The sequence below is a fragment of the Pseudomonas sp. B21-012 genome (genome assembly GCF_024749305.1).
GTDB lineage: Bacteria > Pseudomonadota > Gammaproteobacteria > Pseudomonadales > Pseudomonadaceae > Aquipseudomonas.
The window spans coordinates 2,736,909-2,751,339 of the sequence record NZ_CP087197.1 but is presented as its reverse complement, the minus strand read 5'-3'; the positions used below and the strand labels follow the sequence as shown (position 1 = coordinate 2,751,339).

At 63.2% G+C, this 14,431-nt stretch carries 13 protein-coding genes; 8 read left to right on the top strand and 5 right to left on the bottom strand.

Annotated elements, in window-relative coordinates; translation table 11 throughout:
• The first annotated feature begins 151 nt into the window (after positions 1 to 151).
• Genes LOY37_RS12490 through LOY37_RS12480 form a run of 3 tightly spaced genes read left to right on the top strand, consistent with a single transcriptional unit; the run spans position 152 to position 3,524 of the window.
• Positions 152 to 2,101 carry an FAD-dependent oxidoreductase gene (locus LOY37_RS12490; protein WP_258717048.1) on the top strand — a complete coding sequence of 650 codons (1,950 nt, stop codon included), beginning with the start codon at positions 152 to 154 and terminating at the stop codon, positions 2,099 to 2,101.
• A 46-nt stretch (positions 2,102 to 2,147) separates the two neighbouring features.
• Entirely contained in the window at positions 2,148 to 2,753 is a 606-nt protein-coding gene (locus tag LOY37_RS12485) for a helix-turn-helix domain-containing protein (RefSeq protein WP_045198793.1), read from the top strand.
• A 24-nt stretch (positions 2,754 to 2,777) separates the two neighbouring features.
• Entirely contained in the window at positions 2,778 to 3,524 is a 747-nt protein-coding gene (locus tag LOY37_RS12480; protein ID WP_258717047.1) for an enoyl-CoA hydratase-related protein, read from the top strand.
• A 94-nt stretch (positions 3,525 to 3,618) separates the two neighbouring features.
• On the opposite strand, the gene LOY37_RS12475 is transcribed toward LOY37_RS12480, so the two are convergent.
• The 3 genes from LOY37_RS12475 to LOY37_RS12465 form a co-directional block, all read right to left on the bottom strand.
• Complete coding sequence (locus LOY37_RS12475) at positions 3,619 to 3,921, bottom strand: DUF3077 domain-containing protein (protein ID WP_258717046.1); 303 nt, start codon at positions 3,919 to 3,921, stop codon at positions 3,619 to 3,621.
• 398 nt (positions 3,922 to 4,319) lie between these two features.
• On the bottom strand, positions 4,320 to 4,820 hold the full coding sequence (locus LOY37_RS12470) for a GNAT family N-acetyltransferase (RefSeq protein WP_258717045.1): 501 nt from the start codon (positions 4,818 to 4,820) through the stop codon (positions 4,320 to 4,322).
• Positions 4,821 to 4,898: 78 nt separating this feature from the next.
• Positions 4,899 to 5,972 (bottom strand): NAD(P)-dependent alcohol dehydrogenase, encoded by a 1,074-nt coding sequence (locus tag LOY37_RS12465; RefSeq protein ID WP_258717044.1) that lies wholly within the window; start codon positions 5,970 to 5,972, stop codon positions 4,899 to 4,901.
• 165 nt (positions 5,973 to 6,137) lie between these two features.
• Here LOY37_RS12465 and LOY37_RS12460 point away from each other — a divergent pair, with 165 nt between their 5' ends.
• The 4 genes from LOY37_RS12460 (at position 6,138) to LOY37_RS12445 (ending at position 10,539) form a co-directional block, all read left to right on the top strand.
• Positions 6,138 to 6,815 carry a DUF3313 domain-containing protein gene (locus LOY37_RS12460; protein WP_093383260.1) on the top strand — a complete coding sequence of 226 codons (678 nt, stop codon included), beginning with the start codon at positions 6,138 to 6,140 and terminating at the stop codon, positions 6,813 to 6,815.
• Positions 6,816 to 6,906: 91 nt separating this feature from the next.
• Positions 6,907 to 8,565, top strand: coding sequence for an alkaline phosphatase D family protein (locus tag LOY37_RS12455; protein ID WP_258717043.1), 1,659 nt, complete (start codon positions 6,907 to 6,909; stop codon positions 8,563 to 8,565).
• A 44-nt stretch (positions 8,566 to 8,609) separates the two neighbouring features.
• Complete coding sequence (locus tag LOY37_RS12450; RefSeq protein ID WP_258717042.1) at positions 8,610 to 9,698, top strand: HNH endonuclease; 1,089 nt, start codon at positions 8,610 to 8,612, stop codon at positions 9,696 to 9,698.
• A gap of 76 nt (positions 9,699 to 9,774) precedes the next feature.
• Positions 9,775 to 10,539 (top strand): hypothetical protein, encoded by a 765-nt coding sequence (locus LOY37_RS12445; protein ID WP_258610561.1) that lies wholly within the window; start codon positions 9,775 to 9,777, stop codon positions 10,537 to 10,539.
• On the opposite strand, the gene LOY37_RS12440 is transcribed toward LOY37_RS12445, so the two are convergent.
• Complete coding sequence (locus tag LOY37_RS12440; protein WP_258610560.1) at positions 10,536 to 11,834, bottom strand: serine/threonine transporter; 1,299 nt, start codon at positions 11,832 to 11,834, stop codon at positions 10,536 to 10,538. The genes LOY37_RS12445 and LOY37_RS12440 overlap by 4 nt on opposite strands.
• Positions 11,835 to 11,948: 114 nt before the next feature.
• The gene (locus LOY37_RS12435; RefSeq protein WP_258717041.1) at positions 11,949 to 13,325 is read right to left on the bottom strand and encodes an L-serine ammonia-lyase; all 1,377 of its coding nucleotides are present in this window, start codon (positions 13,323 to 13,325) and stop codon (positions 11,949 to 11,951) included.
• A gap of 146 nt (positions 13,326 to 13,471) precedes the next feature.
• Between LOY37_RS12435 and LOY37_RS12430 the strand changes: the two genes are divergently transcribed.
• The gene (locus LOY37_RS12430) at positions 13,472 to 14,431 is read left to right on the top strand and encodes a LysR substrate-binding domain-containing protein (RefSeq protein ID WP_258717040.1); all 960 of its coding nucleotides are present in this window, start codon (positions 13,472 to 13,474) and stop codon (positions 14,429 to 14,431) included.

Below are 14,431 nucleotides of genomic sequence, written 5' to 3'. Positions count from 1 at the left end.
TGGCCCGTTTTCTTGTTGTTGTGAGGTGTGCCCCAGGACCCGGGGTGATTTGCAAACTAGTCAAAGGCCAGTAAAAAAACAAGTTGATTTTTTACTGGCGGTACACTTCTATAGAAAAATAACAACAACACCCCGCTGGAGCCTGACCCGCATGTCGACCTTCGCGCACCTGTTCGAACCGCTGCACATCCGTGGCAAACGCCTGAAGAACCGCATCATGTCCAGCGGCCACGACACCTCGATGCCCACCGACAACCTGGTCAACGAGCGCCTGATTGCCTACCACCAGGCCCGTGCCGCCGGCGGCGTCGGCCTGATCGTGCTGCAGGTGGCCGGGGTGCACGACAGTGCGCGCTACACCTCGCACGTGCTGATGGCCACCGACGATGCCTGCATCGACGGCTACCGCCAACTGGCCGAGACCTGCCATGCCCACGACACCGTGGTGCTGTCGCAGATCTTCCACCCCGGGCGGGAAATCATGGAGTCCAGCGACGGCTTGCTGGCCGTGGCCTACTCGGCCTCGGCGGTGCCCAACGAGCGTTTTCGGGTGATGCCACGGGCGCTGGACCAGGCCATGATCGACGAGATCGTTGCTGGCTATGCCGCTGCGGCCCGGCGCCTGCACCAGGCCGGCATCGATGGCGTCGAGGTGGTGGCCAGCCACGGCTACCTGCCGGCGCAGTTCATCAACCCACGGGTCAACCGCCGCAGCGATGGCTACAACGGTGAGTTGCAGCAACGCCTGCGCTTTGTCCGTGAAGTAATCGCCGCAGTGCGGGCGGCGACGGCAGACGACTTCATCATCGGCCTGCGCATCAGCGCCGATGAGCGCGACGCCGAGGGCCTGACCGAGGATGAATCGCTGGCGGCGGTGAAGCTGCTTCAAGCAGAACTGGACTACGTGCATATCGTCGCCGGCACCTCGGCCTCGCTCGGCGGCGCCGTGCACATCGTCCCGCCAATGGCTATCGAGGCGGCTTACCTGGCGCGCGAGGCCGGGACCTTCAAGGCGCAACTGAGCATTCCGCTGTTCGTCACCGGGCGCATCAACCAGCCCCAGGAAGCCGAACTGATCCTCGCCCGTGGCCAGGCCGATGTCTGCGGCATGACCCGCGCGCTGATCTGCGACCCGCAAATGCCCAACAAGACCCGCACTGAGCGCGTCGAAGATGTACGCGCCTGCATCGCCTGCAACCAGGCCTGCATCGGCCACTTTCACAAGGGCCTGCCGATCTCGTGCATCCAGCATCCGGAAACCGGGCGTGAGCAGCAGTTCGGCAGCTTGCAGCCGGCAGTTGTGCGCAAGCGCATCATGATCGCCGGTGGCGGCCCGGCCGGCATGAAGGCGGCGGCAGTGGCGGCAGCGCGCGGCCACGACGTCACCTTGTACGAAGCCAGCACACAGCTCGGCGGCCAGGTGCTGCTCGCGCAATTGCTGCCGCGCCGGGCCGAATTCGGCGGCGCCAGCACCAACCTGCAACGGGAGATGCAGCTGGCCGGGGTCAAGGTGGTGCGTAATACCCGGGTGGATCGCGCCCTCGTCGAACGCGAACAGCCCGACCTGGTGATCGTCGCCACCGGCGCCGAACCCTACTGGCCGGCCTTCGAGCGCGGTGGCGAACTGCAGGTGCTCGATGCCTGGCAGATCCTGCGCGGCGAGGCCCGGCCCGGGCGCTCGGTGCTGGTGGTCGACTGGCGCTGCGACTGGATCGGCCCGGGCATCGCCGAACGCCTGGTGCGTGAAGGCCACCAGGTGCAACTGGCGGTCAATGGCACCCACTGCGGCGAAAGCCTGCCGCTGTACGTGCGCGACCAGATGGCCGGCGAGCTGCACAAGCTGGGTATCCCGATCACCCCCTATGCGCGCCTGTACGGCTGCGACGACACCACCGTGTACCTGCAACACACCGCCAGCGGCGAGCCGATGATCTTCGAAGACATCGACACCCTGGTGCTGTGCCAGGGCCATCAGCCGGTCGATACCCTGGCCGCTGAACTGCACGGCCTGGTCGAAGTAAAACGCATCGGCGACTGCCTGGCCCCGCGCACGGTGGAAGAAGCCGTCTACGACGGTTTGAAAGTCGCCTGGAGCCTGTAAGCCTGTTTATACTCCGGGGCTTTGACAGTGCGGTTCGGAGCACGCCATGAGCAACAGCAGCAAGACGCCGCCCGCCGCCAGCCAGGAAGGCACCAGCACCGCGCATTTTCTCGGCACGCGCATCCGCGGCCTGCGCAAGCGCCGCGGCATGACCCTGGCCGAGCTTGCCGAGCAGAGCGAGCTGACCGCCGGCTACATCAGCCAGCTGGAGCGCAACCTCTCCTACCCGTCGATCCCGGCGCTGTTCAACATCGCCCGCAGCCTGGGCGTGACCATCCAGTGGTTTTTCGCCAGCGAAGCCAGTACTGCCCCGGAAGACAACGGCTACGTGGTGCGCAAGCACAGCCGCCTGAGCGTGCACTACGAAGACGGCATCGTCGACCAGTTGCTGACCCCGCAACCCAACCGCCAGCTGGAAATCCTCCACTCGCGCTTCCCGCCGGGCACCTACAGCCAGCAAAGCTACAGCCATGACGGCGAAGAAGCCGGCTACCTGCTGTCCGGCAGTTTCGAGCTGTGGGTTGGCGAGCGCTATTTTCAGCTCGGCGAAGGCGACAGCTTCAGTTTTTCCAGCCAGGAGCCGCACCGTTACGGCAACCCCGGCGAAGTGGATGCGGTGGTGATCTGGGTGATCACCCCGCCGACGTTCTGATACCTACAACAACACAGGCACGCCATGAACGAATTGATCACCCGCGAACTGCATCAGGGCCTGCTGACCCTGACCTTCAACCGCCCGGACAAGCTCAATGCGCTGAACAACGCCATGTACAGCCAGCTGGGCGAGCTATTGCTGGCGGCCCAGGAGGACGCCCAGGTCGAGGTCATCCTCCTGACCGGCGGCGCGCAGTGCTTCAGCGCCGGCAACGACCTCAAGGACTTTCTCGACAACCCGCCCGGCGACCTGGACAGCCCGGTGTTCCGCCTGATGCGCGTGGTGCTGGCACTGGACAAGCCGCTGATCGCAGCGGTTGCCGGCGCCGCCATCGGCATCGGCGCCACCTTGCTGCTGCACTGCGACCAGATACTGGTCAGCCGTTGCACTAAACTGCGCATGCCGTTCGTGCCGCTGGGGGTGTGCCCGGAGTTTGGCTCCAGCCTGCTATTGCCACGCCTGCTCGGCCATGCCCGGGCGGCGCGCTTGTTGCTGTGCAATGAACTGCTCACAGGCGAACAGGCCGTTGAATGGGGCCTGGCCAATGAGCTGCATGAAGATGGCGAACAGTGCCTGGCGGCGGCGCGCAAGCTGGCGGCACGGCTACAGGCCCTGCCCCAGGATGCACTGCGCATCAGCAAGCGCCTGCTCAAGGATGCCCACCGCCAGGAACTGGAAGCGACGGTTCAACGTGAAGGCCTGCTGTTTATCGAACGGCTGCAAACGCCTGAGGCGAAGGCGGCGTTGCGGGCGTTGGTCAAGGATTGACGCTGGCGGCCTCATCGCGGGTCAAGCCCGCTCCCACAGGTTCAACGCCACCGGCGTGGGAGCGGGCTTGCCCCGCGATCCAGGCAACGCCGAATCAGTCTTTGACCACCCTCAACTCAATCCCATCCAACAACGCATCCACCAGCGCCCTGGCCAGCTCCACCGACTGCTGGGCCGACCAGACAAACTCTCGTCCTTCCTCACTGCAGTGCTGCACCGCCTGGCCAATAGTGGCGCTGGCACATTTGAGGTACAGCAAGGCATGCACCAGCGCGTCTTCGGCGCTGACACCTGCACACACGCTGAATAGCGGCGGATGCTCCGGGCAACTTCTGACAGGGGTTTCAACGGTTTCAGCGAGGTGCAGGCTTGGGGGATCGGGGACGAGCTTTTTCATGGTCAACTCCTAACTTGTGGAGCCGCCACGCTTTCGTCGCCAAACAAAATGGGTGGCAGCTGTACGCGGGTTGGCGAACCGGTAAGTTAGGAACCCGGCAGGGCCAAAGCCCTCCCGCGCACAGCCACCATAGAGAGTCATGGTGATGTCTTAACTTGTCCGGGTCGCCAAACCCGGTCACCGAACATTCAGTGACCGAGCGAGCCTAGTGTGCAGACCTTCCCCGGGCAAGCTTGTGAGATCGACAGACTGCGTAGGATAGGTCCTAGGACCTGAAATTGGCTAGCGCTTTGCCGGCCTAATCGCTGGCAAGCCCGCTCCCACAGAGGCACCATCGATCCTGTGGGAGCGGCGGTGCGACGCCTCGACTTGACCCGCGATTGAGCACCGAACTTGAATCAACCCTTCAACTCATACCGCAACCGCGCATTCGCCCCAGCCGCCGACGCCACCCGCCTGAACCCCAGCCCCTCCACCAGGCGCTGGCACGCAACATTGGCCGGCGACGTGGTCAGCCACAACAGCGAGCCTTCGAGCAGTGGTAGCAGGGTTTCCAGCGCCTCGGTCATCAAGCCCTGCCGAGCATGGGCCTCGGCGATCCAGTAACCCAGGCCGACCTTGCCCTGGGCATCCGGGCGCACACCGAGGCAACCGATCAGCTCACCACTGGCCAGGAACAGGTAGTAGCGTTTTTCATCCTGGGGCGCCGCCCAGTTCTGCCGGGCCTGGAGCAGGCTTTGGCGAGCCTGCTCCAGGGTCCAGTCGTCACGGGCCCAGGGCAGAAACTCACGGTGAAAGTCGAAGTTGGCGTTGAGCACCGCCTGCAGTTGCGCAGCGAAGGTCAGTTCCGGGGCGTGGAGTTTCAGCTGTTTGCTGCGCAGGCGGCGGGGCAGGTCCATTGCGGGGTCCAGAGGTGGGTAAGGATTGACCAGTATTGCATAGTCAAAATCATTGCGAGCGCTTTGCGCTCGACACACTCACGGGGTAATCGCCACCTTCATCACCCCGTCCCGCTGATGGGCAAACAACTCATACGCCGCCTCAATGTCATCGAGCTTGAAGTGATGGGTCACCAGCGGCTTGAGGTCCACCTGGCCGCTGCCTACCACTTCCATCAGCCGGCGCATGCGCTCCTTGCCGCCGGGGCACAGGGTGCTGACGATGCGGTAGTCGCCAAGCCCTGCGGCAAAGGCGTCCAGCGGCAAGCGCAAGTCGCTGGAGTACACCCCAAGACTCGACAAGGTGCCACCGGGGCGCAGCACCCGCAACGCTGATTCGAAGGTCGATTGCGTGCCCAGCGCCTCGATGGCGACGTCAACCCCACGGCCATCGGTGAGCTGCATGATCTGCTGGACCACATCGCCCTGGTTGAAATCCACTACATGGGTTGCACCGAGCTTGTGCGCCACTCCAATCCGCGCCGCGACGGTATCGACGCCAATGATCGTGGTCGCGCCCTTGAGCCGCGCGCCGGCGACGGCACACAGGCCAATCGGGCCGAGGGCAAAGACCACGACCGTGTCGCCTATCTGCACCTCGCCACGCTCGGCGCCAGAAAACCCGGTAGACATGATGTCCGGGCACATCAGCACCTGCTCGTCGCTCAGGTGATCGGGAATGGCGCAGAGGTTGGCGGTGGCATCGGGCACCAGCAGGTACTCGGCCTGGCTGCCGTCGATGCTGTTGCCGAATTTCCAGCCGCCCGCCGCACGAAAGCCGTGGCGGGTATCCGGGCCGTCCTGGGCGCCGCAGCCGCACAGGCAGGCAAAGCTATGGCCGCTTGGGGTGATGGCGCCGGCGATCACCCGCTGGCCTTCGACAAAACCCTGCACCTGGGAGCCGAGCTTTTCGATCACCCCCACCGGCTCGTGGCCGATGGTCAAGCCCTTGGCCACCGGGTACTCACCGCGCAGGATGTGCACGTCGGTGCCGCACAAGGTTGTGGTGGTGATGCGGATCAGCGCATCCAGCGGGCCCACTTCGGGGATCGGCTTTTCGTCCAGCACGATGCGGTTCCTTTCAACGAAAATCGCAGCTTTCATCTTGGCCATGGCGGTGTCCTCGACGGGGCGGTAGTGATTGTCCACCCTGCGCCCGACAGGCCAGGGTACGCTTGACCGGGGTCAATGAACTGGCGGCCAGGCCAAGAGCTGCTAGCGTTGTTCAGGCGATCAATTCCCCGTCCCGTGCGGTCATTGCCAAGGATACGAACGTCGATGAAACCCACCTTGCGCTCCACCCTGCTCTGCTCTGCCCTTATCGTCCTTGCCGGTTGCTCCAGCAGCCAGGTCGACCCCAGCCAGTACTCCGGGTTTCTCAAGGACTATAGCCGCCTCAAGCCCGCCGAAAGCAGCTCCGGCAAGCCGGTGATGCGCTGGATCGACCCACAAGTGAAGGCCGCGCGCTTTACCCAGGTGTTTATCGAGCCCAGCCAGTTCTACCCCAAGCCCCAGCCTACCGCGGCGATTTCGCCGCAAATCCTCAGCCAGATCACCCAGTACTACAACACCGCGCTCAAGCGTGAACTGGGCGCCGAATTGCCTTTGGCCCAGGGCCCGGGCCCCGGCGTGCTGGTGGTGCGCCCGGCGATCACCGCGGTATCGACCAAGACCGAAGGCCTCAAGCCCTACGAAGTGATCCCCATCGCCCTGGTGGCGGCTGCGGTCAATACCGCCGCCGGCGGCCGCGACCAGGAAGTCGACATCGCCACCGAGGCGGCCTTCCTCGACGGCGGCAATAACAAGGTGATTGCCCAGGTGGTGCGCAAAGGCACCGGCGAGGCCCTGGAAAACGACACCTCCAAGCTGGCCCTGGAGAACGTCAAGCCGGTGCTGGACGGTTGGGCCAGTGACCTGCGCAAAAGCTTCGCCAAGCTCAAGAGCGAGTCGCGCTAGCTACTGACACTGGAGCGCACCGGGTTCACTGCGTTGATCCCGGTGTGCGCTGCAGGGCTTTTCGGCGTGCGAACTGATAGGGAAATCGACCATGTCCCAGCTCCTGGACCCCACCTCCAACGAAAGCAAGTACGCCAAGCTCGCCAGCACCGCGATCATCGGCGCGATCACCCCCACCAGCGTGCGCTTGTGGTTTCGCGTGTACCTGCCCGGCGAGTGGGTGCTGGTGGTCACTACTGCGCCGCTGAGCGGCGACCTGCAGCGCCTCGATGAGCTGCCGGTGGCCGATTTCCTGAAAAAGTACAAGATCAAGCCGGTGTTCACCCAGGCGCAAACCTTCAGCTTCGACAGCGACCTCACCGGTGTCTTTGCGGTGACTGGCCTGAAGGCGCAAAGCACCTACTACTACGCCCTGATCAGCAACATCAGCGACCGCGACATCATTCGCCGGCGTACCGAAATCGGTGGCGACAGCCCGAAAAGCCTGATTACCCCGGCGGCCAACCCGCAGACCCTGACCTTCGGCTTCTACAGCTGCCACGACCCGATCAGCGCCGACGGCAGTGCCGGCGCCTGGCCGCTGCTGCACCAGCAACTGGTCGACCAGCGCGCGCAATTCGTCATCGGCGGTGGCGATCAGATGTACGTCGACACCAACAAGAAAAACGGCTTCCTGGATATCTGGGAATGGCTCAAGGACAACAAGCAGGCGCTGCTGGCCCAGTTCAAGCAAGGCAGCAGCTACGACAAGGCCGGCATCGAGAAGTACCTGCTGAACATCTACCGCTGGTACTACCGGGTGTACTGGAACATCCCGACCCTTCGCGAGGTGTACGAGCAGTTCCCCCAGTACATGATCTGGGACGATCACGAAATCATGGACGGCTGGGGCTCGCTGACCAACAAGGAGCGGCAAAAGCGTATCTCGCTGTTGTTCGAAAGCTCCAGCAACGGCGCCACCAATCAAATGCTCGTCGACCTGATGTGGCGTGCCGCCTGCCGTGCCTACTACGAATATGAGCACAGCCACAACCCGGTTACCTCGATCAACCTCGACAAGCCCGACGACTGTCATTGGGACTACGCCTTCGAGCAAGGCGGCTCGGCCTTTTACGTGCTGGACATGCGCGGCCACCACGATGTCGAGGCCAAGGACCCGCACAAGATTCTTGGCAGCGCACAGATGAAGCGCTTCAAGGACTGGTTGAACAGTGCCGTGGTGCAAAGCGCCAAGGCGGTGTTCATCGTCTCGCCGGTGCCGGTCATGCACTGGAAGAACGTGGTCACCAACGGCGCCGATTTCGGCTCGCTGAAGGATGACTGCATGGATGAGTGGGACCACAAGAGCAACCAGGCCGAACGCAAGGTGCTGCTCGATCAGGTCTACGCGGCGCTGGGCAAGAGCGCCAGGCCGGTGGTGTTTCTCAGTGGCGACGTGCACTGCGCGGCGGTGTTTCGCCTGTTGCACAAGCAATACCCGGCGGCCAAGGTGTTCCAGGTCACCTCCAGTGCCATCTCGCGCGTACCAGCGCCAGGCATGCTCAAGCTGGCCATCAGCGGCGGCGGCGAGATGCCGGGCATTGCCAACATGGTCTGCGAGCGTTGGTACGCCATGGCCGGTTCGAAGAACTTCGCCATGCTCAGCGTGCGCCCGTCGCTGGACGGCCAGCAGACTGAAGTGCTGGTGGAACTGCATTGGCCCAGTGGCGAGGACGGCGAACTGACCAAGCGCCGGGTGTTGCTCAAGTAGCGCTACACTGACTGGGTGTCACCGTTGCCCATGAGGGCTGAGTCATGCGTCCGGTCACCAAGCAGCCACGCCATGCGAAATACTCGCCGCCGCAGAAGCTCTTGTTAGGCGGCACCGTGGCGGCCCTTTTTCAGAAAATCGCCGGCGTCACGTCTGCGACGCCAACCTACCAGATACCCCTGACTCTGGCCTTGCAAGTACTGTTGGACCACGTTACAGGCCTGCGTATCCGGCGCATTACGCCTGCCGAGCAAACCGTGCTGGCAAGTGGGCTGATGCAACGGATCAGTAAAATCTACAAAACGGCTGCATTGCCTCTGACTGACGAACTGGGCGCCTTCTGCTCTTATTGCGGTACTGCCTTGCCTGGCCTGATCGAAGTCGAACACGCCCTACCCAAGAGCCATTTCCCTTACTACGCCGTGGAGTGGAGGAATTTCCTTCTGGCCTGCAGCCCATGCAACACGTGCAAAGCCGATGACCCGGATCGAAAAACCGCAACAAGCTGGGCACAGGCTTTTTCCCCGACCGAACAACAATTGCATAACAGTATCCGCCAGCAACACTACATCTGGCCGGACCTGAACGCTGGCTGCTGGCAGGCATTGCCCAACCAACTGCAGTACCTGGACCCTAAAGTGCAGACATGGACTGTGTTGAATGCAGCAGAATCGGTCAGTGCGGGAATCAGGCTCACTGCTTATGACGTGATACAGCACAAGGTCCTGGCCAACCTCGATGCCAGTATCGGCGGCGGCCCCTTCGGCGACGTGGAGGTTGCCGTGGTTGTCAGTGACGCCAACGGCCGGGCGACAGAGATGATCGACTTGCTGGGCTTGAATGCCGACTCTTCCAGCGTCTTCGATCGACGGCTGATGAATCGCACCAGGGCCTGGTTCGATGCCTTGGAGGAGTGCCGATTGCTCAGCCGCGTCGACCCCGACCCCAAACACAACTGGCTGTGGCCGATCACTCTGCGACGCGCAGCAAGTTCCGGATTCTATTCAGTCTGGCTGACGGTCATGCAGGCGTTCGACAACTCGCACGGCACCCACTATGCAAAAGCTTTCGTCAATGACTCCGCCAGCAAGTTGTATTACCCCAGCACCAACATCAGCCAGCTCCCCTGCTGAGTGAGGCGCCATGAGACCCTTAGTACGCCCATTGCTGCCGAATCGGCTACGCCAGGCTCCCGCAGCACGACTGTTGTTGAGCGCTTTCGGCAACTTCTGTTCATTCTGCGAGCGCCCGCTGCTCGATGACGTTTGGGTGTGGAATGCCCGGACAGGCGCATGCGTTGAAGGGGACAACTGCAGTGCCCAGGACTGGGAGCACCTCTATCTGCTTGATCATAATTGCCACCAAGCGCAACAACAGGCCGATCAACAGGAGCTGCCGTTGCTGATGCTGCCGACCGAATCGCTCGTGTCTTACCCTCATGGCGCCAACTATCCGTTGAGCTACTCATTCCAGTCGATACAGAGGGTTTTGCTTGACGAAGACAACAGCGAGTATGAACGCGAGCCAATCGGCGCTGTGCTGATCTCAACAACCCACTACCGGGCCCAAGCCACCCTGCGTTACTTCGCGCTCAATACGTCATACATCAATGCAGATGCCAACGAGTTGAGGATCCCTGGCCTGGACTATCTGTCGTTGCTTGACCGGCGCCTGGATCAACGTACCGATGCCTGGAATTTTACCCAGGAAGCAGCCATGAGGATCAATGAAAGCCAGACGCAAGCGGTCAGAGAAGCTGGGCTCCAGCAGTTGCGGCTGCTTGTCGGCACAGTGGGCTTCTGGTCCACCTGCCGGACAGCCGCAGGAACCATCCTGCCCTATGAACAGTTGCAACAGGTGTTTGATCCGATCCCCTTGGGCCAGCTGGCCATTACCGTCCAGCCCCTGGAACACCACGCAGGCTTTCTCGGCAACGGCCCGCACCAGCCCTTCCCTGGTACAGCTCGGATCTAGGCAAAAAACGAGAACAGAATCGCCGACAGGGTAATCAGGCCAATCAGCACCACAAACACGTTCGAGGCCTTGCCCGAGTATTTGCGCAGCGCCGGCACCTTGTGGATGGCGTACATCGGCATCAGGAACAGCAAGCAGGCGATGATCGGCCCGCCGAGGTTCTCGATCATGCCGAGGATGCTCGGGTTGAGGGTCGCCACGGCCCAGCAGGTGATGACCATGAACAACGCGGTCATCTGTTCCAGGCGCTTGCTTGAGACCTGTTTGCCGCGGCTGCGCAGGCTTTTCACGATCATGCCCTGGAAGCCTTCGCTGGCACCGATGTAGTGGCCGAGGAACGACTTGGTGATTGCCACCAGCGCGATCAGCGGCGCGACAAAGGCGATCACCGGGGTCTGGAAGTGGTTGGCCAGGTACGACAGGATCGAGATGTTCTGCTGCTTGGCGGCGGCCAGGTCGGCCGGGCTCAGGGCCAGCACGCAGCTGAAGCAGAAGAACATTACCGTCAGCACCATCATCACATGGGCGCTGGCGAGGATCTTGCCGCTCCTGGCATCGGCCTGCTCGCCGTAGCGGTGCTTCTGGTCAACGGCAAAGGCGGAGATGATCGGCGAGTGGTTGAAGGAGAACACCATCACCGGGATGGCCAGCCACAAGGTTTTGAAGAACAGCTCCAGGGGCATGCCTGCGCTGGCCTGGGCGAAGAAGGCGCCGTTCCAGTTGGGGATCAGGCTCACCGCCAGCAGCAACAGCGCGGCCACGAACGGGTAGACCAGCAGGCTCATGACCTTGACGATAATGCCCTGGCCGCTGCGCACCACGATCATCAGCCCGCAAATCAGCAGCAAGGCCAGCAGCGCCCGCGGCGGCGGGGTCATGTGCAGCTGGTGCTCCATGAAATTGCCCAGGGTGTTGGTCAGGGCGACGCTGTACACCAGCAGGATCGGGAAGATGGCAAAGAAGTACAGCAAGGTGATGAGCTTGCCGGCGCCGACGCCGAAGTGCTCTTCGACCACTTCGGTGATGTCTTCGCTGGCGCCGCGCTTGCCCGAAAGCACGAAGCGGGTCAGGCCGCGGTGGGCGTAGAACGTCATCGGGAAGGCCAGTACCGCCAGGACCAGCAGCGGCCAGAAGCCCCCTACCCCGGCGTTGATCGGCAGGAACAGGGTACCGGCGCCGATGGCGGTGCCATACAGGCCCAGGACCCAGGTGGTGTCGTGACGGCTCCAGGCACGGCTTTGCGCAGGCGCGGCCGAATCCACACGAACGGTCGTGGTGCTATTTACATCAGTCATCGATATTGCCTTGTAGTTGTTTTTGTTGCTTATGAATAACTTTGGAACAGCGGTGCAGCTATCGCGGGTCAAGCCCGCTCCCACATGTAGGAGCGGGCTTGACCCGCGATGGGATCAACACTCGACGAAGGCGACCGCCAGGCCGCCGCGTGACGTCTCCTTGTAGTTGGCATGCATGTCGGCGCCGGTGTCGCGCATGGTGCGGATCACCCGGTCGAGGGAGATGAAGTGCTCGCCATCGCCACGCAAGGCCATCTGCACGGCGTTGATGGCCTTGACTGCAGCAATCGCGTTGCGCTCGATGCACGGCACCTGGACCAGGCCGCCGACCGGGTCGCAGGTCAGCCCGAGGTTGTGCTCAAGGGCGATTTCGGCGGCGTTTTCCACTTGCATGGGCGTTGCCCCCAGCACGTCGGCAAGGCCGGCCGCGGCCATCGCGCAGGCCGAACCGACCTCGCCCTGGCAGCCGACTTCGGCGCCGGAGATCGAGGCGTTCTTCTTGCACAGGATGCCCACCGCAGCGGCGCTGAGGAGGAAGTCGACGACGTCGTTGTCGCAGGCCTCGGGGTTGAATTTCATGTAGTAGTGCAGCACCGCCGGGATGATGCCGGCGGCGCCATTGGTCGGTGCGGTGACCATGCGCCCGCCGGCGGCGTTTTCTTCGTTGACCGCCAGGGCGAACAGGTTGACCCACTCCATGGCGCTCAGGGTCGAGCCGATGACGTTGGGCTTGCCCAGCTCCTGCAGGCTGCGGTGCAGCTTGGCGGCGCGGCGCTTGACCTTGAGCCCGCCCGGCAGTATGCCCTCGTTGCGCAGGCCGTTGTCGACGCACTCGCGCATCGCCGCCCAGAGTTTCAGCAGGCCGCTGCGCACCTGGGCTTCCTCGCGCCAGGCCAGCTCGTTGGCCATCATCACCTGGCTGACCCGCAGCTTGTGCTGCTTGCACAGCGCCAGCAACTGGGCGGCGCTGTCGAAGTCATAGGGCAGTTGCACCTGCTCGGCGCTGTTGCCGGCCGTGCCCACTTGCGCGGCCTCGACGATAAAACCGCCGCCGACCGAATAGTAGGTTTGCTGCAGCAACGAGCCCGATGCGCTGCTGGCCTCCAGGGTCATGGCGTTGGGGTGGTACGGCAGGCTTTCATCGAGCAGCAGCAAGTCGCTGGCGCAGTCGAATGCAATCGCCTGCGTGCCGTCGAGCATCAGTACCTGGCTTTGCTGCAGTTGCGCGATCAGCGGCTCGATGCTTTGCGGGTCGATCTGGTCCGGCCATTCGCCCATCAGCCCGAGCAGGCAGGCGCGGTCGGTGGCGTGGCCGACGCCGGTGGCCGACAACGAGCCGTACAGGCGCACCTCGACCCGGCTGACCTGCTCCAGCAGGCCTTGCTCACGCAGGGCCTGGGCAAAGGTTGCCGCCGCACGCATAGGGCCTACGGTGTGGGAGCTGGAGGGGCCGATGCCAATCTTGAAAAGGTCGAAAACACTGATAGCCATGCTAATGCCTGACCGAGGCAACAATCCATGTCACGCAACGGCACTGTTAAAAAATTGATGGGTGTCGCGAAGTTGCGCGATACTGCCCGGTCACTTGCGTGTTGACCAACGAAACTTTCTAAGCAAGCCTTTAGCAGAGCTAAACGATGAAGCGACAAATGAATGGCCAGATGTACGTCTGGCTGCATGTGTTTGCCTGTGCGGCGCGGCACCTGTCGTTCACCCGCTGCGCCGAAGAACTGCACATCACCCCCGGCGCAGTCAGCCAGCAGATCCGCCAACTGGAAGAGCGCCTGGGCTTTCGCCTGTTCCTGCGCCGCGCCCGCGGTGTGGAGCTGACCGCCGAAGGCCAGCGCCTGGCGCAGACCGTCGGCGAAGCCTATGGCAGCATCGATGCCGAGTTGCGCCGCCTGGACGCTGGCGAAATCCGCGGCACCCTGCGCCTGCGCTCGATCCCGTCGTTTCTGGCCAAGTGGCTGACCCCGCGCCTGCCGCGCCTGCAGCAACGCTACCCGGACATCCAGCTGCGCCTGGTGGCCGAAGACAGCAGCCAGGCCTTGCACGAAGGCGACTTCGACCTGGCCATCGACCTCAACGACGGCAGCTACCCGGGCATGCATTCCACACCGCTGCTCGACGAACAGATCTTCCCGGTCTGCGCCCCTTCCCTGCTGCGCGGCCGCCCGCCGCTGCACGGCCCGGCGGACCTGGCGCATTACCCGCTGCTGCACGACATCACCGCCTGGCGCGGCAGTTCGGAATACGCCGAATGGGAGTTCTACCTCGAGGGCATTGGCGCCAGCGGCCTGGACGTGCGCCGTGGGCACACCTTCAACCGCAACCACCTGACCATCGAGGCGGCGATTGCCGGCATCGGCGTGGCCATTGCCCGGCGTACCCTGCTCAATGACGAGCTGGAGCGCGGCGCGCTGATCGTGCCGTTCGGCCTGCCGATCGCCAACCACAAGCGTTATGTGTTGCTGTACCCGCCCGGTGGCCTGGCGCACCCGGGGGCGCGGGCGGTGCATGACTGGCTGGTGGAAGAAGCCGAAGGCTTTCGCGCGTTGCATGCCCAGGACGCCAGTGCGCTTGCCTTGCGCCGATAG